The following is a 20773-nucleotide window of genomic DNA, read 5'->3' as shown; positions in this document are numbered from 1 at the left end:
CGGCGGTTAGTGTATCAGGCGTGTTTTGACGGTATCCAGCGAGAAATTCTTGCCAGGGCAATTGGTCTCGCCTTTGTCCACATCGCGATGGACGACAATATTGCCGGACGGAATATTGTATTTCTGGCAAAGTTCCTTGAGCAGTTTTAACAGCGCCGAGACCTGTTTTTCCGTAGGATTCTTCTGGTCGAAGTCCCCCACCAGGCATATCCCTATTGACTGCTGGTTCATCTTGCCGTCCCAGCAATGAACGCCCGGAATCTGCTTGTCCCAGCGTGCGCCGGTTTCCACCTGGCCGTCCTTGGAGTTCGTTCCGTTGCCGATGACAAAGTGATAGGCCAGACCCTCGGCCAGCCCTTTTTCTTCCCGGTGATACCTGTCAAATATTTTGGCGCTGCCGTTCTTGGTGGCGCTGTGATGAATGATAATATATTTCCACTGGACATTTGCTGATACCGCCTTCTGGTCATCCTTGACCGGTGCCAACTGGTTGACCGCCTGGGGTTTCGGGGTAAAAGACGCCTTATTAGCGCTGACTTGTTTGGATACCTGCCCCTTAAGACCAGCGGTTGTTTCGGCTATTTTCTGGTCAACAATGGCCTCTTCGGTCTGGGCTAACCCCGGGTCTGAGGCAAAAAGATATGCCGCAAAGGCAAACGCCACCACGGCGCCTATGGTCAACATAAAATCAAGGAATTTCATAGTACTACCTGATATCTATATCGGCAGGAGTGCCCGAGGACTTGAGCCAGCAGTATGAATCAGCAAGTAAACGCCTATCCGCCTATTTCTTAACGTAGAACGGATTGGCCCGCTCGATATACTCGTGTGTAGCCTTCTTGTCCGCTTCGGGTATGGACAGGTCAAAGGGCATATCCACAGAGTTGACAATGCGGCTGACCAGCTCCAGCCCGAACTGCCCGAGTATCTTCAGCCCGGCCGGGCTCATCAGGCGCATATTATCCAGCGGCGTATGGCCGTAGTTGCCGCTGTAACGATGCAAGGCGATGGACGGTATGCCCTTCTCATTGAACGGGATATTGTCGCTGGAATAGGCCGAATGACCCGTCTGGAAGGGAATACCTTTTTCTTTGGCGAATGAATCGACAAAAGTGGCCATCTGCTCCGTGCCGCAGATAACCGAACCGTTATTGCCCATGACCGTGCCGGCTACATCCACGTTGATGAGCAGTTTGACCTGGGGCGTATTGAGCATCACCGGCGGTTTGGGCTTGGCCAGTTCTTTCTTATGCTTTTCGGTGTAGGCCCAACTGCCCTTGAGCCCCATCTCCTCGCTCCCGAACCATACAAATACTATGGTCCGCTTGGGCGGATGCTGGGCGAAATACCGGGCGAATTCGGCGATGGTCACCGAGCCGCCGGCGTTGTCGACGCAGCCATCCACCTTGTTGACGCTGTCATAGTGGCCGACGATATAGATTTTCTCATTGGGCAGGTCAGTTCCCTTGATTTCGGCCACCACGTTGCGCGAGGTAGCCTTGAACTCTTTCTGTTTGGAAATGATGTTAATCGTCTTGGCGCCCTTTTGAATCATCTCCAGCCCGTCTTCGTAGCTGATGAATACGGACGGTATCTTGCCAAAAGCCTTGAGGAACAAATCGCCCTGTTTCAGCTGCGGCAGCTGCGGCGTGGCTTCGTAGATGCGTATCAATGCCTTGACATTATTCTGCCTTAGGCGCAGGAACATGGTCTTGCTGATATTCCCCTGGTAAACCATGGCCACCTTGTTCCGGGCGGCATTGATATGCTCGGGCGAGAATGAGTTGAGGTAGACCACTTCGGACCGGACGCCCTTGTCCGGGGTTGAACCGCTGTTGCCCATAACCGAAACGTTATAACGCTTGCGGTAAGGGCTCAGCACCTCGACCGAGGCGTGGATGTCCTGGTAGGCCTGAATCTGGAAGGTCTCTTCCCTGGGATTCAGCCCGACGGACTTGAGGTATTTCCTAAGCATATCCGCGGCGCGCTTTTCCTCGGATGAACCGCCCAGACGCGGGAATGATAACTGCTTTAGTAACCTATAAGCATTCTGTTCGTTGAATACTGTTTCCATAAATCAATCCTTTCTAATACTTCTCACCACAAACCTGCCCGACTATGCCAGTCAGGCGAAGACACAAAGAGCACAAAGAATATCTCTTACTCCTATTTATAGCGATGTCAAATAATTCATTACCTGCCCCGCCGCGGTTGCGAAGTTTTCTTGACGCTATGGATATTTTTAGATAATGATTGTGATATGAGTATTGGCTCTAGAACCGGCATAGAAATCAGGCAGTTAATCCTGGACAAAAAGGCCAGCGCCCAAGAGGTGGTCAGCGAACTACTCAAACACATCAAGTCTGCCGACCATAAAATAAAGGCCTATTTGACCCTGTGCGAAGAACAGGCGCTCAAGCAGGCAAAACTCATAGATGAAAAGATAGCGGCCAAACAGCCGGTCGGCGCCCTGGCCGGCATCCCCATCGCCATCAAGGACAATATCTGCACCGAAGGCGTCCGGACTACCTGCGCCTCGAAGATACTGGGCAATTTCATACCGCCCTACGACGCCACGGTCATCAAGAAAATCAAGGCGGCCGACGGCATCATCATCGGCAAGACCAACCTGGACGAATTCGCCATGGGCTCGTCCTGCGAGAACTCGGCATTCGGCCCGACCTACAACCCGCACAACACGGCTTACGTGCCGGGCGGTTCCAGCGGCGGCTCGGCCGCGGCGGTGGCCGCCTCTATGGCGCCCCTGGCCCTGGGCTCGGACACGGGCGGCTCCATCCGCCAACCGGCCGCGCTCTGCGGCGTGGTCGGACTGAAACCAACCTACGGCTCCGTCTCGCGCTACGGCCTGGTCGCATTCGCCTCATCACTGGACCAGATTGGGCCTATCGCCCGAACCACGGCCGACGCCGAACTGCTCTATTCGGTCATCAACGGACACGACCCGCTGGATTCGACATCAGCCCAATCGAAAGACAAGCCGACCGGCGGACCGGTAGACCTTAAAAATCTGCGCATCGGACTGCCCAAAGAATTCTTCGCCGAAGGCATCCAGCCGGAGATAAAAGAGTCGGTCCTTGCGGCCATAGAGGCCTTTCGCAAAATGGGCGCACAAATAAAGGATATCTCCCTGCCGCACACAAAATACGGCATTGCCACATATTACCTGATAGCCCCATCCGAGGCCAGCTCCAACCTGGCCCGTTACGACGGCATTCATTACGGCTACCGGGCCAAGGAACCGGCTAACCTGATGGACCTCTACGCCCGGTCGCGCGACGAGGGTTTTGGTCCGGAGGTCAAGCGCCGGATTATGCTCGGCACCTTCGCCCTGTCCTCGGGCTATTACGACGCCTATTACCTCCAGGCGCTCAAGGTCAGGCAACTGATAAAGCAGGACTTCGATAACGCCTGGAAGGACGTGGATGTGATAATCGGGCCGACCTCGCCCATCCCGGCGTTCAAGGTCGGAGCCAAGATAGACGACCCGCTCCAGATGTATTTGTGCGATATATTCACCGTCACGGCCAACCTGGCCGGGATTCCGGGCATATCCCTGCCGTGCGGGATCACCCGGGATAAACTGCCCATCGGACTTCAGATACTGGGTAAGGAGTTTGACGAAGCAACATTATTCAAAGTGGCCAGTGCCTTTGAAGAGACAAGAGACAAGTGACAAGAGACAAGAAAAGAGGAACTCCCACGTAGAGACAAGCAACAGGAGATAAGTATATGGAGGAGAGGAAAAAGGGATATCGCAATTTATTAGCGTGGCAAAAAGCTGACGAGTTAGCCTTTCAAATATATAAAGGAACAGAACTCTTCCCCAAATCAGAGTTATACGCCCTTACTTCTCAATTAAGAAGAGCTGCTTTATCGGTACCAACAAATATAGTTGAAGGCTTTGGACGCAAGGGCAAAGGCGAAATGAAATATTTTACCAATATTGCTTTAGGTTCATTAGCCGAAGTAGAATATTTACTTGGTTTTTCTGAAAGATTAGGTTATTTATCAAAGGATGCATATAATAAATTTGAGGGAATAAGAAACGAAACAGGACGACTACTCTGGGGTTATTACGAATCGTTGTAATAATTCCTTGTCTCCTGTTCCTTGTCTGAACGAGCCAGGGCAAGCACTTGTCTCTTGTTGCTTGTCTCCTGTCTCTTGTATATTATGGAATACAAAATAGTCATCGGCCTGGAAGTGCACGTGCAGATAAAGACAGCATCCAAGATGTTCTGCGGCTGTCCGACGCTCTACGGCATGCCGCCCAACAAGCAGACCTGCCCGGTCTGCCTGGGCCTACCCGGAGTCCTGCCGGTCATCAACAAGAAGGCGGTGGAGCTGGCCATCAAGGCCGCCCTGGCCCTAAACTGCGCCATCAACACCCCGACTAAGTTCGACCGCAAGAACTATTTCTATCCCGACCTGCCCAAGAACTACCAGATTTCGCAATACGACCTGCCCCTGGGCAAGAACGGGCACCTTGACATCGGCAAGGGCAAGAAGATAGGCGTCACCCGGGCGCATCTGGAAGAGGATTCGGGTAAGTCCATCCACGAAGAGAATACCGATTACTCGCTGGTGGACCTGAACCGAACCGGCGTGCCGCTCCTGGAAATCGTCAGCCAGCCGGAAATCTCATCGCCCGAAGAGGCCTACCAGTACCTGACCACCCTGAAAGAGCTTATGATATACTTAGGCATCTCCGACTGCGATATGGAAAAAGGCTCTCTCAGGTGCGACGCCAACTTGTCCATATTGCCGGAAGGCGAGACAAAACTCAGGACCAAGACCGAAGTAAAGAACCTCAACTCGTTCAAGTTCGTTGCCAAGGCGCTGGAGTTCGAGGCCAACCGCCAGATAGCCCTGCTCAATGCCGGCAAAGCGGTAGAGCAGGAGACCCGGCTCTGGGACGACGCGGCCGGAGAAACCCGGCGCCTGCGCGGCAAGGAAGCCGTCCAGGACTACAGATATTTCCCCGAGCCGGACCTGAGGCCTATAACCATCTCGCCGGAATGGATAGCCCAGGTCAAAAATACCATCCCCGAACTGCCCGCCCAGCGCCGGGCCCGGTTCGTCCGGGATTACCAACTGTCCGAATACGACGCCAGCGTGCTGACCCAATCCCGGGCCATGGCCGACTACTTTGAGGAATGCGTCAAACTCTACAATAATCCCAAATCCATCGGCAACTGGCTGATGGGCGAGGTATCCAGGCATCTCAATGAACAAAAGATAGGCATAGACGAATTTAAGATTAAGCCCAAACAGTTAACACCCCTTTTAGGCCTGCTCGACGCCAAAAAGATTACCTCCAGTGCGGCCAAGGACGTCTGGGTCGAGATGCTCGCATCGGGCAAAACGGCCGAAGAAATTATCAGTGCCAAAGGGCTGGGCATCGTCAACGACCAGTCCGCCATAGAGGTGTTCGCCAAACAGGCCATAGAAGCCAACCCCAAGATAGTGGCCGATTACAAAGGCGGTAAGAAGGCGGCCATCCAATCCCTGGTCGGACAGGTGATGAGACTGTCCAAGGGCAAAGCCAATCCAGAGATAGCCAAACAGGCGCTGGAAAAACAACTGGGCAATTAGCTCCTCGCTACCTGACCATACTACCTGTACTAGGATAGGGTAGGATACCCTCTGCCATCCGGTAGGGTATGGGGTGCCAGAGGGTGGGGCATCCTCTACTATCCGATGGGGTATCCTCTACCATCCGATGGGGTACCCTCTGCCATCCGGTGGAGTATCCCCTGCCATCCGATGGGGTATCCCCTACCATCCGATAGAGTATCCCCTGCCATCCGATGGAGTATCCCCTGCCATCCGATGGAGTATCCTCTGCTATCCGATGGAGTATCCCCTGCCATCCGATGGAGTATCCCCTGCCATCCGGTGGAGTATCCCCTGCCATCCGGTGGAGTATCCCCTGCCATCCGATGGGGTATCCCCTGCCAGGGGATAGGGTATGGGAGTGTGTCCCGTTTTGGTCTTTGTTGTACTCAATTGTCCCGTTTAGCTGTTTTTATTGACCCCGGACTTCTTACATCCTAACATACCCATTATATGAATAAACTGATGACGGTCAAAGAGGTGGCTGAATATATGAACACCTCCACCAAAACAGTCCTGAGGTTGATAAGAAAAGGCAAGCTCCCGGCCGCCAAGGTGGGCGGTCAGTGGCGGGTAAAGCCCGAAGACCTGGAGATATTCCTTAAAAAACGCCTGCTTTATCTTGGCCAATATGCCAGCCCGCCGATGTATTTCAGGCCGGAGGTTTTGGAGCAATACCGCAAGGACATTTCCTATTTTGTTCACGAGGCCGGATTTGACGGCAGAATCGGCCGCAAAAAGGATTACTATAAAGATCACATCCGCCGGTCAACATTGGGCTGGAGCAAAGACGCGTTCGGCAAGGATAACTTCAATCCGCCGACCACATTCCCTGAGATTGCATTCTGGAAAGTAACGCTCAATGACAATTCCACGGCAATCGTGCTTGACCCGCGGGCGTTCTACAATATGCCCGAAGCCGAGCAGAGAAAATGGTCTAACTACCAGATATTCAATCCGCAGGTATAAAATCTTTCAGCGCAGCGGTTACAAAATATTCTTAGCGCCGTTTTGGTTGGAATCGATTGGCGTGGCCGGGTCGGAAGATATTTCGCCCAGGATGGGTTTGATGGTCTCCATCGGTACGCGGGACAGACCAGAGTCTACTGCCTCCCGTAGGGGCATATTTTCTTCCCTGCTATTTCAGCGGTTTACAATACAAAGTTTTTACCATTTGCCTTTTGGATCGTTTTATGATTTCAGCTGCCGAATACCGAGCTGTATATAAGTATCACCACCGACGCGGTTATAGCAATGGTCGCGGCAACAGCAACAAAGTTAACGATCGGCCCGTTGGCGTATTCGCCCATCAGTTTCTTCTTGTTAATCAGGATTAACATTATGACCAGAACAAAAGGCAGTAATAAGCCGTTTATGGTCTGGGAAAGAATCATTACCTGAATAAGAGGAATGCCCGGGATTAGAATAATCGCCGCGCCCAGGATAATCTGGATGGTAAACATCCCGTAAAATTGAGGCGCTTCCATAAACTTCTTATTGACGCCGCTTTCCCAGCCAAATATTTCGCAGACCGAAAACGCGGTTGAAATGGGCAGAATCATGGCCGCGCCCAGGCTGGCTATCAAAAGCCCGATGGCAAAAAGATCCTTGGCATAAACCCCGGCTAACGGCACCAAGGCCATGGCCGCCTGCTGGGCCGTTTCTATCCTTATACCTTGGCTGTAAAGCGGCGAACAGGTTACAATAATAAAAAATATGACTACCCCGACGCTTATGCCCACAAAAGGCAGTTCCCACCTGAAGTAGCGGAATTCGGCAATGCTTATGCCTTTTTCCACCACAGCCGACTGGTGATAAAACACCATCCAGGGCGCGATGGTCGTGCCGATTAAGGCCACCAATAACATCAGGTATTGTGAATCCATCCGGAATGACGGCGTCAAGGCTTGTTTTGCGACCTCATGCCAATCTATCGGAGACAAAAGGCCGGCAACAATATAACAGGCGAAGAACGCGATGCCGATAAAGAATATTTTCTCCAGCTTGCGGTAGTTGGCCTTTATGGTCAAAAGCCAAACTAATATGGCCATAAGCGGTACTGAGATATACTTATTTACCCCGAACAGCTCCATAGACGCCGCAATACCGCCGAACTCGGCCGTGGTATTGGCAATACCGGCTAGGAATTTGCCTATCATCAGGTAGAAGGCAATCCGGATTCCGAAGTTCTCCCGAATCAGGTCGGACAGCCCTTTTCCGGTGACGGCGCCGAGCCGCCCGCTCATTTCCTGGTACAGAAGCAATATAACGGTTACAGGCAAAACCATCCATATCATCCCTAACCCGAAATCGGCTCCGCAAACCGAGTAAGTAGTAATACCGCCGGCGTCGTTGCCGAAATTACCGGTTATCAAACCGGGGCCTATCAAAGAAAGGAAAATCAGAATGGTGGCCCAAAAAGATTTCTTCTCCACCGGTTTTGCCGGGGCGCCATTGCCGATAACATTTAATTCTTCCGCCATAATCAGTTTACGCTGTCATCAAACACGGTTAATCAAAGGCATCATTACCTTATCAGCCAGGTCCTTAAAAAGAATCACCCCTTTGAGTATATTGTGGTTATCCACCACCGGCAAAGCCACGAAGTTATATTTTATATAAGTCTTTATTATCTTAGCTTCGTGGGTGTTGACCTTTACTTTCACCAGTTTGGTATTCATTATTTCGGATAATTTCGACGCGGGCTGGGCGGCGAACAACCGCCGCATATTGACTACGCCCTGGAGCGTCTGGTCATTGTCAATCACATAGATGTAATACAGGTAGACCGGCTTGTTGGCGACGGAAATTTCCCGTATCTTGGCCATAGCCTGCTCTGCGGTGGTATCTTTATTCAAAGAAACGTAATCGGTCGTCATCAATGCCCCGGCGGTCTGTTCCGGATGAGACAGCAGGCTTCTTATCTCACCGCTTTTGGGCTGGGGGATCTGCTTTAATATTTCTTCCTGCCTGCGCCGTGACAGGCGGCTGACCAGGTCGGCCGCTTTGTCAGAAGGCATCCGGGTGACTATTTCCCGCCGTTTTTCCCCGTCAATCAGGTCCATCAATTCCTTTTGCATTTTAAGATCTATTTCAACCAATGCTTCAGCTGCAGTCTGCGGGTCCATCAGCTTGAACGTGGAAACGCGCTCGTAACGGTCCAGCGCCGTCAGTATCTCGGCCATATCAGCCGGATTCATCTCGCTAAAACACTGGTAGGCCGACCGAAGCATCAGCTTGTCTGATTTGCGCTCGCCGCTTGACGGTATGGCCTGGACGAATTTCCAGGAAACGAATTTATCCGGCAGTTTAGACGTGAATATCCATTCAACCAGCGGGTCCAGCCAGGACAACCAACCCAGCCTGCGGGCAATGCCGCGGAACCCGATATCCATATGCACCACCCAGATTTTGTTATTTTCCTTAAGAAGATGCAGGTCATTTACCCGGACAACTTTGCAACCGCCCGTATCAAGCACCTGCTTGTCAAGAAACATATCTTTAAGCAGAAAATTATTCGGGGCTGACGGCTGGAAAGGCATCGGTTTCCGGTCCGGCTTGAGATATAACTTATTGACAGGCAATGCGAAGGGCTCTAAATCATCGACAGCTACTGTGAATTTCCGGCCCAGGATGCCGACGGAAATAAACAGGGAAGTTATTTCAGGATATATTTCCTTGGGCGCAATCAGGACGTCCTTTATCCGGCCAATAGTTTTATTGGTCTGGCTGTCAATTACCTTTTTATCCAATAATTCCGAAAGATAAAGAAAATACTTGCTGTCCTGAATCATAGGCCATATATGTCATGGAAAATGTTATAGTTTAGAAAGCACCTGCTTTTGTATCCTGATAAGATCATTGATACCCTTTTTCCCGAGGCTTATCATCTCGTTCAATTCCGCCTCAGTAAACGGTTTTGCCTCGGCGGTGCCCTGAATTTCTATTATTTTATTCTGGTCGGTCATGACCATATTAAGATCTACTTCCGCGCTTGAGTCTTCGGGATAAGACAGGTCAAGCATCAATTGCCCGCTCACCCGGCCGACGCTGACGGCAGCCAGATGCGTAATAATCGGGTTTTTAATCAGCAGCTTCTGGCTGAGCATATATTTTACGGCCTGGTAAAGAGCCACAAACGATCCGGTAATGGCCGCAGTGCGCGTGCCGCCGTCCGCCTGAATCACATCGCAGTCTATCCAGACAGTCTTCTCGCCCATAAGCTCCAGATCAACCACGGCCCGGAGCGACCGTCCGATAAGCCTCTGGATTTCCTGGGAACGTCCATCGGTTTTGCCTGAGCGGGATTCCCGCTGCTTGCGCTGTTGCGGGGTAGAAGCAGGCAACATACCGTATTCAGCCGTAAGCCAGCCTTTTCCCTTGTTCATCAGGAAATCAGGCACCTTCAACTCGTATGTCGCCGTACAGATTACTCTAGTGTTGCCAATTTCTATCAGAGCCGATCCAGGTGCAGTATTGATAAAACCCGGCGTTATTGACACCGGTCGAAACTGGTCAAAATTCCGTTTATCCGCTCTTTGCATAATCAAATCATCCGGGTTTCTGGTTAAGGTCGTTAAAGGCTCCCCTGATAGATCTATGGAACTTTTCGTCGCCGGCTCCTTCAAAACGCTTGGCTGCTTCCTGGATGGGATCCAAAGCTTTCTTCTCGCCGATTGCCGCCAGCGTTTTTGCCACATAAACGACCACATCGCCTTTTGGATCACCTAACGCATCAATCAGTTTGTCAACCGCCTTGGACCCAATCTGCTCCAGAGCAACTTTCGCTTCATTCCGCAAGAACTCATTTTTCTTCTGGAAACATTCTATCAAAGGGGTAATTGCCGGCTCACCGATTATGTTTGCCAGCGCTTTTTTGGATTCCTCGCGCGGAACAGTTTCCTCATCCATAAGCATATCAATCAAAAGCGGAATTGCATTTTCATTTTCCAATCTGGCAAGAGCTTCGCAGGCGCCGCCCCTGACGTCCGGCTCCTTATCTTGCAAAGCTTCTTTAACCGCATCAATGGCTGAAGAATCTCCGATTTTACCCAGCACTACGCATACATAGAAACGGACCTTGGTGCTGTCGTTATTCTTAAGTTCCCTTATCATCCTGGGCACAACCGGACTTCCCATGGCCACCAAGCGAGCGGCCGCGGCGTTACGGGTGCCGGCATTTGACATCTTATCTTTCATGTCACTCAAGCATTTATCAATTCTTGACTCTTCGCTTTGGGCGCAACCAATGATTGTTGCCGCCAATACCCCGGCGCTTATTGCCCATTTTATTGCTTTTATCATAACCTACCTCCTCTTTATTTTTTGAGATATCTCGGAGTTCTGGACCGAAATATCAGTATCAATACCCATCATTTTTTCTATGCTGTCGTCAATGTGGAATGAGACTATCGGAATGTATCTCATTTTCAACCTGTGCCCAAGCAGATTCTGGATATATCCTTTGGCCTTATTCAGGCGTTCCAGCGAATCATTCTGCGATGATTTCACATCCAGGATGGAAATAAAAACCTTGGCCGTCTTTAAATCCAAAGACGGCTCCACCCTGGTCACGGTAACAAAACCAAGATGCGGATCTGATAATTCGTACAGAATCAGCTGGCTCATTTCCCGCTGGAGCATCCGGGCAACTTTTTCCAGTCTTTTAAACCTCATTATAACGACTCCTGCCAAATATATCTAATGGTAATGCCGGATTTATTCTATTAGTCCAAGCTATCATCATCTTTATTTGGAAGATAGTTTCTTCATCCGTTTTTCTATATGATAAGCCTCTATGGTATCTCCCACGTTAATATTATTAAAGCCTTCAATCCTTAAACCGCATTCGAATCCGTTGGCCACCTCTTTGACATCGTCCTTAACCCGCTTAAGCGAAGCAATCTTGCCCGTATGAATTATTTCCTTGCCTCGCCGCACCCGGACCAGGCAATTACGTTCAATTTTACCGTTAGACACTTGGCATCCGGCGATATTGCCCAAAGCCGATATCTTGAATAAATTCTTGACCGTCAGCCAACCGGACGTGACCTCCACCTCTTCCGGCTCCAACAATCCTTCCATAGCCAGCCTTAACTCCTCAACTATCTGGTAAATAACTCCGTAGGTTTTTATCTCTATGCCCAACTGCCGGGCCAGCGATACGGATTTTTCCTCAGCCGAAACGTTAAATCCGATAATAATCGCATCCGTGGCATCAGCCAGAAGAACATCAGATTCGCTAATCTGACCGATACCTTTGTGAATAATCGAGACTTTAACCTCGCCGGTGGAAATTCCGGTCAGCATCGTGGGCAGGACTTCCAGAGAACCGTTCACATCGGCCTTTATCAACAGGCGGACCTCTTTTATTTTATCATCTTCCATCCGGCTGAAAAGATTCTCCAAGGTACTGTGCACCGGCGCGGCAACCGTTGTTTTCTTTTTAGCCGCATACACTTCCGAAAGTTCCTTGGCCGTTTTGATACTATCCACCGTATAGAACTTATCACCCGCTTCCGGCAATTCCGAAAGCCCAATAATTTGGACCGGGGTTGAAGGCAACGCTTCAGTTATAACTTTATTCTTGCTGTTAAGCATAGTCCTGACTTTACCGAAGGCGCTGCCGCAGCAGATTAAATTCCCGGCTCTAAGCGTGCCGTTTTGAACCAGGCAGTTTGCCACCACTCCGTAGTTTTCGGTCATCCGGCTTTCCAGTACCACGCCGTAGGCCTTACGTTTAGGATTAGCCTTAAGCTCCAGAATTTCGGTCTGAAGCAGTATCATTTCCAATAAATGGTCCACGCCCTGGCCGGTCAAAGCTGAAATCTCGCAAAAAATGGTTTTGCCGCCCCATTCTTCCGGGACAAGCTCCATACTGGACAACTGTTGTTTAACCTTATGGAGGTTGGCTTCTTTCTTGTCCACCTTATTGATAGCGACAATCATAAGCACGTTGCTTATCCGGGCGTGCTTGATGGCTTCTTCAGTCTGCGGCATAACCCCATCATCCGCCGCTACCACCAAAACCACAATGTCAGTAATATTGGCTCCCCGGGCCCGCATACTGGTAAACGCCTCATGACCCGGCGTATCCAAGAATACTATCTTACGTCCATTAAGTTCCACTTCCGACGCCCCGATATGCTGGGTAATCAATCCTTGTTCGGTAGCCGCGACATTAGTATTGCGTATTTTGTCCAGCAGGCTGGTCTTACCATGGTCCACATGGCCCATCACCACCACCACCGGCGGTCGAAGCACCAGGTCTTCAGGTTTATCAACCGTCGCGGTCGAATATTTGGAAGCAATATCCTTGGACGCGGCAATATTTATCTCGTAATTGAACTCCAGCCCAATTAATATTATGGCATCTTCACTCAAGGTATCATTAATCGTCACCATTATGTTATGCTGCATCAACTTCTGGATAATCTGGTTGACCTTAACGCCTATTTTTTCCGATATTTCCTTGACCCGAACCGGCGGCTCCAGTGTTATTTTACGCTCTTCCTCGGTTTTTACCACCGGCTTGACCGGCGCCGGCGTAACCGGCCTGCCATAATGATGTGTTTTTAGGAAGAATGTCTTCTTGGGTGCGGTTTTAGCCCGGAGCTCCGCCTGTTTGGCGCTTATCTTGCCCTTGGCATCTTCGGTCACCACCTCTTTATCGTAATAATTTATTTCTGTCGAGCGTAGAGCCCGGATGTCTTTCTCTTCGGTTTTGGCTTCCTCAATAATTATCGGCGCTTGATCTTTCTTGGTTTCAGGTTCGTGTTTAACCTCAGGAATCTTTTTCGGCTCCGGTCGAGGCTGTTCAATCGGCTTTGCCGGTAACGTCTCTGCGTGGATCACCGTCGCTGGAGCGTGATGCGTCTTCGGTTCAACGAGCGGCGCTGCGCCGGGCTTTCGTGTTTTTTTCACCGGAGCCGCCTTCTTTTCCACCGGTTTCTTCTTTGGTTTTTCCTTGTCCTTCATTTTGGTCACTTGCTTTCTTCAACGGTTTTTCCGCTGTTTTCGGGATCACTCTTTACGGCTTCTTCGGCCTTATCAGGATTGTCCAGTTCCTCGGTCGACGCCACATCTATTTCCCAGCCAACCAGCTGAGATGCCAGCCTGATATTCTGGCCCCGCCGCCCGATAGCTAACGACAACTGGTCCGGCGCAACAAAAATCTTGGCCCGCCGGTTATCCGCGTCTATCTCGATGGCCCGGACTTCGGCCGGTTTCATGGCATTAGGAATAAAAACCTCCGGCTTTTCATCCCATTTTATAATATCTATTTTCTCGGTCGAAAGCTCCTCGACTATATTTTTAATCCGGTTTCCCCTTACCCCGACGCAAGCGCCAACCGGGTCTATTTTAGGGTTGGATGAATAAACCGCCAGCTTGGTCCGGAATCCGGCTTCGCGTGAAATTTCTTTTATCTCGATAGTCTTATCGGAGATCTCCGGTATTTCCAGCTCGAACAACCGCTTGACAAAATTAATATCGGCCCGGGAAAGTATTATCCTAACCTTGCTGCCCTGTTTCTTGACTTTCTGAATAACCGCTTTGACATGGTCACCCATCCTGTAAGTTTCTCCAGGTACCTGCTCTTTCTTAGGCAACACCGCTTCGGTTTTGCTTACGCTGGTAATGATATCACCACGGTCAAACCTCTGTACCGTACCGCTGACCATCTGGCCGACCCGGTTGTCGAAACTTAACTTAACCACATCGCTTTCCGCGTCTTTTATCATCTGGAGTATTACGTGCTTAGCGGTCTGGGCGATAATCCGGCCCAGCTCGTTGACTTCTATTTTCTCGCCCTTATCATCATGAGCCAATATCTGGCCGCTGGTCCGGTCTATTTTCACAACAATACCGTCCTGCCCGAACTGACTCTGGAAAGCCGACGAAAGAGCCTGCTCGATATCATTAAGAATGACCTCTTTGTCTATCCCCTTATCCCGGTGGATAGCGTCAATCAAACGAAGTATTTCACTGTCCATATATTATTCTATCAATTTGGCCTTGATATCCTTAATGATTATTTTATCATTGGGCTTAAGAATAAAACCAACTTTGCCCTGGGCCGATGTTCCATCCGGCACCGGTACTTTCTTAACCTCACCGTCGCCCTGTTTAAAAATCATCTCATTATCCTTAACAGTCACCGTAACCTTTTCCCATGAACTTCCGAATTTACGGGCCACCGGAATAGCCATGCTTGGCTCACCCGCTTTAAACCTAACTGCTATCGTCACCGCGCCTTGAACCATTTTAAAGTTCAGCTCCACGGTGTAATTTTGCCAGTCCGCTTGACCAGCCGCCGCAAATCCCAAACCGCTGGACTTATTTTCTATGACCAGTCCATCTGTCTCGATAAATAAATTACATCCGACGCTGTCCCAACCGGTTGTGGCTGAACCGTCATAAAGCACCTGCCAGTCGTAGCGCTTCTTCTGGTATTCCGCCTGAGCCTGGTTAATTTTAACTACAATCTTTTCTATATCCGACTTGGCATCGGGCCAATCTTTAAAAGTTTTGTTGCATTCAAATAAAGCCTCCTTGAACTGGTTTTTATCCATCAAGCCGCCGACATTGCTTTCCAACGATGCCAGCACATTTTCAACCTCTTTCTTCTGCGCTTTAACCACCTCGACCTTTAGCTTCTCTATTTCGTTCACCAACGCATCCGTATTCTTAATTACTTGAGCGTCTTCCCTAAGCTTATCATACTGCTTAATTATCCGGTCAAAATCCTTGGGATTGGACTCAAAATCACGCGTTGTCTCCCGAACCACCCGCAAAACATCCACTTTTTGCTTGACCTCGTCCTCCTTGGCGGCCAACTCCTTTTCGAACGGCGTTCCCTTGACATCGCTCTTCTTTTCCCTTATTTTCTTAAGGAGCGAACCATAATCCACTCCTACCGATTCCTCAAATTTGACAACATCTTTTATAACACTTTGAGCCTTCTGCTCACGAGCCTCTTTTTCCTCTTGCTCCTGTTTAACCTTAGCGATGCGCTTATTCTCCTCCAGCTCCTTTTGCTTCCTGGCCGACTGAGCCGACATAAATACGGCTATTAAAACTATGATAATGACTCCAGCAATTGCGCCGCCTAACATCATCATGGTTTTCTTTTTCTTGGCCGCCTGCTCTTCAGGCGACAGCTGTTTTACCCCCGGCCTCAAACGGCCGGATGCCAGCTTACTACCCGTTACCGGTTTAATCGCCGGCTTGGATGCCGGAGCTAATCTGCTTATCGGAGCTGTAGACCTAGGCGCCGGTTTTGGCTCAGGCGGATGCTCCATCATCGGTATCGGCTGGGTCGGCATCGACTCCGAATCCGGTATCTGAATAACGTTCATGCATGCCGGGCACTTAACCGTTCGTCCGACCAAGTTCTGCCTGACCTTTAACAACTTCTGGCAGCTCGGACAATTGAACGAAATAAGCTCCTGGTTTTGTTCCTGCCCCATAACCGTCTCCTTTACCTAACCTTGATATTAACCGCAACGGATTGTTCCTGCCCCTCGCGGATGATTTTCACTTCTACGTTATCCGGCCGATCCTTAACCTTGCCCAAAGCTCGAAGCATCATCTTGGGTGACTCAATCTTAAACTTGCCGATTTCCACGATAATATCTCCCTCGCGCAGTCCGGCCTCCGCCGCCGGCGAATCCGGCTCAACGCCCCTGATAAACGCGCCGTTGGGCTTCTGGATTTTTAACTCCTGCATAAACTTGTCCCTATTATCGTGATTATATGCCTTAGCTAATCGTTCATTGATTTCAGCCGTTACCGCTCCCAGATAAGGCCGACGCACCTGGCCGTCTCTAATCAGCAATTCCATAATCGCCTTGGCCCGGTTAATCGGTATAGAGTTACCGATACCCTGCCAGTTGCCGCCGGTCCGTGAAACAATAGAACTGTTAATGCCAACAACCTCGCCGCGCAGGTTAATCAAAGGACCGCCGGAGTTCCCCTGATTAATAGCCACGTCAGTCTGGATATGGCTTTCCAGTTCCATAATCGGGTCCTCGTCCTTTTCCATCTCGCGCAGTGCACTAACCACGCCCATAGTCAAACTATAGCCAACATTGAGCGGGTTACCGATAGCCACCACGAACTCACCGACTTCGACCTTGTTGGAATCTCCCAACACCGCTTGGGACAGGTCCGGCGGAGGGTTAGTAATCTGAACCACGGCCACATCGGACGGCCGCGGGTCAACGCCTACCACCTTGGCTTCAAGCTCACGTTCATCCTGAAGCACTACGGTAATCGACTCAGCCTCGGCCACCACGTGTTCGTTGGTCAGGACATAGCCTTTTTTCTTATCCACGATAAAACCGGTGCCGGTACTTTGTCCGGTCTTGCCATCGCGTTTAACAATGCAAAACAGTATGACCGTAGCCGGCGAAACCGCCCGGCCCACCGTCACGAACGACTTGGGCGTAAGCGTTCCCGAATCCGGCAGAGGCACGCTGGGCACAGCAACCTTCTTTTCCGGAGCCCCGGCCCCGGCCGGCTTGATAGCCTCAAACCAGATGCCAAACACCAACCCGGCCAGCAGCAGACCGAGAATAATTCCTCGAACCAACGACATAACACTGCTCCTTTGTTAAAATAAAAATTCTTGATTATGTTATATTAAAACATACACGATGTCAATAAAATACCTTAAGATTAAGAGAAAATAATCACAGCTCACAAATCCAGGCAGGCAGGAGAAAAGAAGCTCTATTTACAAACTATGGGCCAGGTCCGGCGTGAGAATATAATCAGAATTTAATCATGCGCTCGAAACCGCAGAGCTTCCAGGCCAGGGCGCTGATACGGGTGCACATCTGTTTCTGGGTGCGCGGGCATTTGGCGCAATCACTTGATTTGGCGTCATCAACATAACCGCGTATCTGGCAGTTCATAGCCATCAGGAAATAATCGTGGTTCTTAATGGCCTTTTCCATGCCTTTGTGAAACTTGGCATAATTCCTTCGAACGCCTTTACGAAGCAGTTTTATCACCGGAGTGTGGCAACAAGGCCGGTTCAGACAGATGAATTTAATACGGTCTTCAAACCCGGACATGGGTACGGGCGTCATGTACTTGCCGCATTCGGGGCATTTGACCTTGAATACTTTTTCGCTCATAGGTTTTTATTAATAGATAATCGCCCAACCGGTGTCAAGCTAATGGATGTTTCAGCCACGGTTCAGTAAGTGTCCATATCCCTGAGCCGCTGGTCGGTGATGCCGAAATGGTGGGCGATTTCGTGGCGGACGGTCCGGCGCACGATTTTCCTTATGGCCGCATCGTTCCGATAAAAACGCTCGATGTTCTTCTGAAAAATGGTTATCTTGTCGGGCAAAATCATACCGTAAAGATGGTCCCGATCGGACAACGGTACGCCTTCGTACAAGCCCAGCACCGATTTCCGCCCGGTCGGAACCTGCCGGACCGTGGGCCGATCGGCAATTACCACCTCGATATCCTTGAGATGACGGCGAAAAACCTTGGGCAGGTTCTTCAATGATTCCATTACCAGTTTTTTAAATTCATCTGGGTTCATTTTCAGTCATCTGTCAATCCATCCAGAATATCTAACCGGATTGTCCAATACGTTGGGTTATAACGCATACGAAAAAATAAGTCAAGCAAATATCCGGGCATAATAGTTTGACTTCCCGGATTGGACTGCTATAATCTGGCTTGAATTATTTATGAATGCCTTGCCTGATTCAGTCAAACGTTACGCCCGGAAACCGTTCGCCTTCCGGCCCGAATACGCCGCCCTGCTGGTCATTGATATGCAGAGGTTTTTCCTGGACAAATCCTCGCACGCTTACCTGCCGCTGGCCCGGCCGATTGTGCCGCGCATAAAACAGCTGGTAACAGCTTTCCGGGAACATAAACTGCCGGTCATCTTCACCCGCCACGCCCTGAAACAATCCGAAAACCCGGGCATCATGCAGGAATGGTGGCGCGATGTCATCAGGAACAAGAGCCGGTTCTCGCACATCATCAAAGAGCTCAAGGCGTTCCGTAACTGTGAGGTCATCAGGAAAACCCGTTACAGCGCCTTCCACGGCACAAAACTGGAGCAAATACTCAAGCAGCATAAAATCAACCAACTGGTCATTACCGGCGTGATGACGCACCTATGCTGCGAGACCACGGCGCGCGAGGCGTTCCTAAAGGATTACCGGGTGTTCTTCACCGCCGACGCCACGGCCAGCGAGAATATGGACCTGCACCTGTCCAGCCTTAAAACACTCAGCCACGGGTTTGCCGTGCCGGTCACTGCCAAAGAAATTATAAATACGCTAGAATGATTTACGATACCATCATCATCGGGGCCGGGCCGGCCGGAATAGCCGCGGCCATACAGCTGAAACGAAACGGACTCAACGCCCTGCTTATGGAAAAACATCAGGTGGGCGGGCTGATGCTCAATGCCAACCTGATAGAAAATTATCCCGGATTCGACAAAGGCATCACCGGAATTAAACTGGCAAACCAATTCTCGCGGCACCTGAAACAACTAAACATCAGGCCGGTGTTCCGTACCGCCAGAATAATCAAGCAAACAAACCAAGGATTTACGGTCGTCACCGACAAGGGCGTTTACAGGAGCCGGTCGCTGGTCATCGCCAGCGGCACAAAACCTAAACAGCTGGACATTACCGGCGAAACAGACGCCGCGCACAGAGAAAAGCTGTTCTACGAAATAAAGGACGTACCAACCGCCAATCGTAACAAATCGTTCATTGTCATCGGCGGCGGCGAGGCGGCATTCGATTACGCCCTGAACCTGGCTGGCCAAAGCAAATCCGTTGATATCGTCTTCCGCAACAACCAACCGCGGGCGCTGGCCCTGCTGATAACCCGGGCAAGGGCCAAAAAGAATATCAGGATATGGCCTAACATCAGTCCGGCCCGGATATTAGTTATCAAGAACAAAGCCGTGCTGGCCGGACACCGGGGCAAGCAGAATGTGGCACTGGTCAGCGACTGTATCCTGGCCGCCGTCGGCCGGTTACCCTGCCTGGATTTCCTTCCCGCCCGGCCGGGTAAAATTCTCAAGGCCAAAGGCTTATTCATTGCCGGCGACGTCCGGCGCGGTAATCACCGACAGGCAATCATCGCCGCCGGCGACGGACTGCTGGCCGCCATGCAAGTAATTGATTTCCATAGAAATAAATAAAATGATGAAAGTAATCTCTGAACAGGGCCGGCCGGAGCTGGCTATGGTTTATATCGGACGGATGCGCGACGGCTCGGACAAGCATCTGGTCGAGTTCGTGGAATCGGTCCAGCCGCCCATCCCGCGCCAGAGCAAGTGGGTCATCATCGTCTCCTCGCAGTTTGGCTGCCCCATCGGATGCCTGATGTGCGACGCCGGCCGTAAGTTCTCCGGCAACCTGACCGCGGACGAAATCCTGGCCCAGATTGATTATCTGGTCACCAAGTATTATCCGTCCGGCGCGGTGCCGGTGCCAAAGTTCAAGATACAATTCGCCCGGATGGGCGAACCGGCCCTCAACCCAGCCGTGCTCGATGTGCTGGAGCAACTGCCCAAACGTTATAAAGCCGAAGGCCTGATGCCCTGCGTCGCCACCGTCGCGCCGCAAGGCAGTGATGAGTTCTTCGAGCGGTTGATAGATATCAAGAATCGTTTATACAGCGGCGACAGATTCCAGCTGCAGTTTTCCATAAATACCACCGACCCGGCCAAGCGGCAGGAGCTTATGCCACATCCCAAATGGACGCTGGCCCAAATCGCCCAATACGGCCGCCGTTTCCACCGGCCGGGTGACCGCAAAATGACGCTCAACTTCGCCGTAGCCGAAGGCTATCCTGTCGACGCCGACATCATCCGCCAACATTTCAGCCCGGAGCAATTCCTGATTAAAATAACTCCGCTCAACCCCACCCGACAGGTGGCCAGCAATAAACTGGAAACATATATCCAGCCAAACAGCATCGGACAGAATAACCAACTGGTCAGCCGGTTCAAGAAACTCGGCTACGATACTATTCTCAGCATCGGCGAGCAGGAAGAAAACCAGATCGGCAGTAATTGCGGCGAGTTCGTGAGCGTGTTGCAGGACAAATCAGCGCTGACTGCGCCGATGTAAACATA

The 20773-nt window shown here is 50.7% G+C and carries 21 protein-coding genes; 7 read left to right on the top strand and 14 right to left on the bottom strand.

From position 1 onward, the window contains the following. Nucleotides 1–6: 6 nt before the first annotated feature. Together WC980_07085 and WC980_07080 are read right to left on the bottom strand one after the other, a co-directional pair. Nucleotides 7–702 (bottom strand): peptidoglycan recognition family protein, encoded by a 696-nt coding sequence (locus tag WC980_07085; protein MFA5794814.1) that lies wholly within the window; start codon nucleotides 700–702, stop codon nucleotides 7–9. 82 nt (nucleotides 703–784) lie between these two features. Beyond that, nucleotides 785–2074: a M28 family peptidase gene (locus WC980_07080; protein ID MFA5794813.1), complete on the bottom strand. Its 1290-nt coding sequence runs from the start codon at nucleotides 2072–2074 to the stop codon at nucleotides 785–787. Nucleotides 2075–2260: 186 nt separating this feature from the next. Between WC980_07080 and gatA the strand changes: the two genes are divergently transcribed. The 4 genes from gatA to WC980_07060 all read left to right on the top strand — a co-directional run bounded on the left by gatA (nucleotide 2261) and on the right by WC980_07060 (nucleotide 6606). Beyond that, complete coding sequence (gene gatA, locus WC980_07075) at nucleotides 2261–3694, top strand: Asp-tRNA(Asn)/Glu-tRNA(Gln) amidotransferase subunit GatA (protein MFA5794812.1); 1434 nt, start codon at nucleotides 2261–2263, stop codon at nucleotides 3692–3694. 56 nt (nucleotides 3695–3750) lie between these two features. After that, nucleotides 3751–4110: a four helix bundle protein gene (locus tag WC980_07070; GenBank protein MFA5794811.1), complete on the top strand. Its 360-nt coding sequence runs from the start codon at nucleotides 3751–3753 to the stop codon at nucleotides 4108–4110. 84 nt (nucleotides 4111–4194) lie between these two features. Then, nucleotides 4195–5616 carry an Asp-tRNA(Asn)/Glu-tRNA(Gln) amidotransferase subunit GatB gene (gene gatB / locus WC980_07065; GenBank protein ID MFA5794810.1) on the top strand — a complete coding sequence of 474 codons (1422 nt, stop codon included), beginning with the start codon at nucleotides 4195–4197 and terminating at the stop codon, nucleotides 5614–5616. Nucleotides 5617–6090: 474 nt separating this feature from the next. Then, nucleotides 6091–6606 (top strand): helix-turn-helix domain-containing protein, encoded by a 516-nt coding sequence (locus WC980_07060; GenBank protein ID MFA5794809.1) that lies wholly within the window; start codon nucleotides 6091–6093, stop codon nucleotides 6604–6606. An 18-nt stretch (nucleotides 6607–6624) separates the two neighbouring features. On the opposite strand, the gene WC980_07055 is transcribed toward WC980_07060, so the two are convergent. From WC980_07055 to WC980_07000, 12 genes are all read right to left on the bottom strand, one after another. Continuing rightward, on the bottom strand, nucleotides 6625–6762 hold the full coding sequence (locus WC980_07055; GenBank protein ID MFA5794808.1) for a hypothetical protein: 138 nt from the start codon (nucleotides 6760–6762) through the stop codon (nucleotides 6625–6627). Between the two features lie 74 nt (nucleotides 6763–6836). Further along, nucleotides 6837–8120: an Nramp family divalent metal transporter gene (locus WC980_07050; GenBank protein MFA5794807.1), complete on the bottom strand. Its 1284-nt coding sequence runs from the start codon at nucleotides 8118–8120 to the stop codon at nucleotides 6837–6839. A gap of 18 nt (nucleotides 8121–8138) precedes the next feature. Continuing rightward, entirely contained in the window at nucleotides 8139–9431 is a 1293-nt protein-coding gene (locus WC980_07045; protein MFA5794806.1) for a CBS domain-containing protein, read from the bottom strand. A gap of 24 nt (nucleotides 9432–9455) precedes the next feature. After that, on the bottom strand, nucleotides 9456–10181 hold the full coding sequence (gene rph, locus WC980_07040; protein MFA5794805.1) for a ribonuclease PH: 726 nt from the start codon (nucleotides 10179–10181) through the stop codon (nucleotides 9456–9458). 7 nt (nucleotides 10182–10188) lie between these two features. Further along, nucleotides 10189–10941 carry a HEAT repeat domain-containing protein gene (locus WC980_07035; GenBank protein ID MFA5794804.1) on the bottom strand — a complete coding sequence of 251 codons (753 nt, stop codon included), beginning with the start codon at nucleotides 10939–10941 and terminating at the stop codon, nucleotides 10189–10191. Between the two features lie 3 nt (nucleotides 10942–10944). Further along, nucleotides 10945–11313: a 30S ribosome-binding factor RbfA gene (rbfA, locus tag WC980_07030; protein ID MFA5794803.1), complete on the bottom strand. Its 369-nt coding sequence runs from the start codon at nucleotides 11311–11313 to the stop codon at nucleotides 10945–10947. A 72-nt stretch (nucleotides 11314–11385) separates the two neighbouring features. Further along, nucleotides 11386–13614: a translation initiation factor IF-2 gene (gene infB, locus WC980_07025; protein ID MFA5794802.1), complete on the bottom strand. Its 2229-nt coding sequence runs from the start codon at nucleotides 13612–13614 to the stop codon at nucleotides 11386–11388. 5 nt (nucleotides 13615–13619) lie between these two features. After that, entirely contained in the window at nucleotides 13620–14630 is a 1011-nt protein-coding gene (gene nusA, locus WC980_07020; protein MFA5794801.1) for a transcription termination factor NusA, read from the bottom strand. 3 nt (nucleotides 14631–14633) lie between these two features. Next, nucleotides 14634–16106: a hypothetical protein gene (locus tag WC980_07015; GenBank protein ID MFA5794800.1), complete on the bottom strand. Its 1473-nt coding sequence runs from the start codon at nucleotides 16104–16106 to the stop codon at nucleotides 14634–14636. Between the two features lie 11 nt (nucleotides 16107–16117). Continuing rightward, a complete protein-coding gene (locus tag WC980_07010; protein MFA5794799.1) occupies nucleotides 16118–17236 on the bottom strand; it encodes a trypsin-like peptidase domain-containing protein in 1119 nt (372 codons plus the stop codon). A 175-nt stretch (nucleotides 17237–17411) separates the two neighbouring features. After that, nucleotides 17412–17780, bottom strand: coding sequence for a hypothetical protein (locus WC980_07005; GenBank protein MFA5794798.1), 369 nt, complete (start codon nucleotides 17778–17780; stop codon nucleotides 17412–17414). Nucleotides 17781–17842: 62 nt separating this feature from the next. Further along, the gene (locus WC980_07000) at nucleotides 17843–18199 is read right to left on the bottom strand and encodes a metallopeptidase family protein (protein ID MFA5794797.1); all 357 of its coding nucleotides are present in this window, start codon (nucleotides 18197–18199) and stop codon (nucleotides 17843–17845) included. 151 nt (nucleotides 18200–18350) lie between these two features. On the opposite strand from WC980_07000, the gene WC980_06995 reads away from it, so the two are divergent. Genes WC980_06995 through WC980_06985 form a run of 3 tightly spaced genes read left to right on the top strand, consistent with a single transcriptional unit; the run spans nucleotide 18351 to nucleotide 20768 of the window. Continuing rightward, the gene (locus WC980_06995) at nucleotides 18351–18962 is read left to right on the top strand and encodes an isochorismatase family protein (protein ID MFA5794796.1); all 612 of its coding nucleotides are present in this window, start codon (nucleotides 18351–18353) and stop codon (nucleotides 18960–18962) included. After that, entirely contained in the window at nucleotides 18959–19834 is an 876-nt protein-coding gene (locus tag WC980_06990) for an NAD(P)/FAD-dependent oxidoreductase (GenBank protein ID MFA5794795.1), read from the top strand. Before WC980_06995 ends, WC980_06990 begins: the two co-directional genes overlap by 4 nt. Nucleotide 19835: 1 nt before the next feature. Continuing rightward, nucleotides 19836–20768: a radical SAM protein gene (locus tag WC980_06985; protein ID MFA5794794.1), complete on the top strand. Its 933-nt coding sequence runs from the start codon at nucleotides 19836–19838 to the stop codon at nucleotides 20766–20768. The last annotated feature ends 5 nt before the right edge of the window (nucleotides 20769–20773 follow it).

This window comes from Candidatus Brocadiia bacterium, assembly GCA_041658285.1.
GTDB lineage: Bacteria > Planctomycetota > MHYJ01 > JACQXL01 > JACQXL01 > JBBAAP01.
This window is presented reverse-complemented; position numbering and strand designations above follow the sequence as displayed.

Coding starts and splice junctions, on each gene's coding strand:
- WC980_07005 (MFA5794798.1), bottom strand. CDS start 17,780: ATGAGCGAAAAAGTATTCAAGGTCAAATGCCCCGAATGCGGCAAGTAC.
- nusA (MFA5794801.1), bottom strand. CDS start 14,630: ATGGACAGTGAAATACTTCGTTTGATTGACGCTATCCACCGGGATAAG.
- WC980_06995 (MFA5794796.1), top strand. CDS start 18,351: ATGAATGCCTTGCCTGATTCAGTCAAACGTTACGCCCGGAAACCGTTC.
- infB (MFA5794802.1), bottom strand. CDS start 13,614: ATGAAGGACAAGGAAAAACCAAAGAAGAAACCGGTGGAAAAGAAGGCG.
- WC980_07000 (MFA5794797.1), bottom strand. CDS start 18,199: ATGAACCCAGATGAATTTAAAAAACTGGTAATGGAATCATTGAAGAAC.
- gatA (MFA5794812.1), top strand. CDS start 2,261: ATGAGTATTGGCTCTAGAACCGGCATAGAAATCAGGCAGTTAATCCTG.
- WC980_07085 (MFA5794814.1), bottom strand. CDS start 702: ATGAAATTCCTTGATTTTATGTTGACCATAGGCGCCGTGGTGGCGTTT.
- WC980_07050 (MFA5794807.1), bottom strand. CDS start 8,120: ATGGCGGAAGAATTAAATGTTATCGGCAATGGCGCCCCGGCAAAACCG.
- WC980_07045 (MFA5794806.1), bottom strand. CDS start 9,431: ATGATTCAGGACAGCAAGTATTTTCTTTATCTTTCGGAATTATTGGAT.
- WC980_06990 (MFA5794795.1), top strand. CDS start 18,959: ATGATTTACGATACCATCATCATCGGGGCCGGGCCGGCCGGAATAGCC.
- WC980_07080 (MFA5794813.1), bottom strand. CDS start 2,074: ATGGAAACAGTATTCAACGAACAGAATGCTTATAGGTTACTAAAGCAG.
- WC980_07015 (MFA5794800.1), bottom strand. CDS start 16,106: ATGGGGCAGGAACAAAACCAGGAGCTTATTTCGTTCAATTGTCCGAGC.
- gatB (MFA5794810.1), top strand. CDS start 4,195: ATGGAATACAAAATAGTCATCGGCCTGGAAGTGCACGTGCAGATAAAG.
- WC980_07035 (MFA5794804.1), bottom strand. CDS start 10,941: ATGATAAAAGCAATAAAATGGGCAATAAGCGCCGGGGTATTGGCGGCA.
- rph (MFA5794805.1), bottom strand. CDS start 10,181: ATGCAAAGAGCGGATAAACGGAATTTTGACCAGTTTCGACCGGTGTCA.
- rbfA (MFA5794803.1), bottom strand. CDS start 11,313: ATGAGGTTTAAAAGACTGGAAAAAGTTGCCCGGATGCTCCAGCGGGAA.
- WC980_06985 (MFA5794794.1), top strand. CDS start 19,836: ATGATGAAAGTAATCTCTGAACAGGGCCGGCCGGAGCTGGCTATGGTT.
- WC980_07060 (MFA5794809.1), top strand. CDS start 6,091: ATGAATAAACTGATGACGGTCAAAGAGGTGGCTGAATATATGAACACC.
- WC980_07070 (MFA5794811.1), top strand. CDS start 3,751: ATGGAGGAGAGGAAAAAGGGATATCGCAATTTATTAGCGTGGCAAAAA.
- WC980_07055 (MFA5794808.1), bottom strand. CDS start 6,762: ATGCCCCTACGGGAGGCAGTAGACTCTGGTCTGTCCCGCGTACCGATG.
- WC980_07010 (MFA5794799.1), bottom strand. CDS start 17,236: ATGTCGTTGGTTCGAGGAATTATTCTCGGTCTGCTGCTGGCCGGGTTG.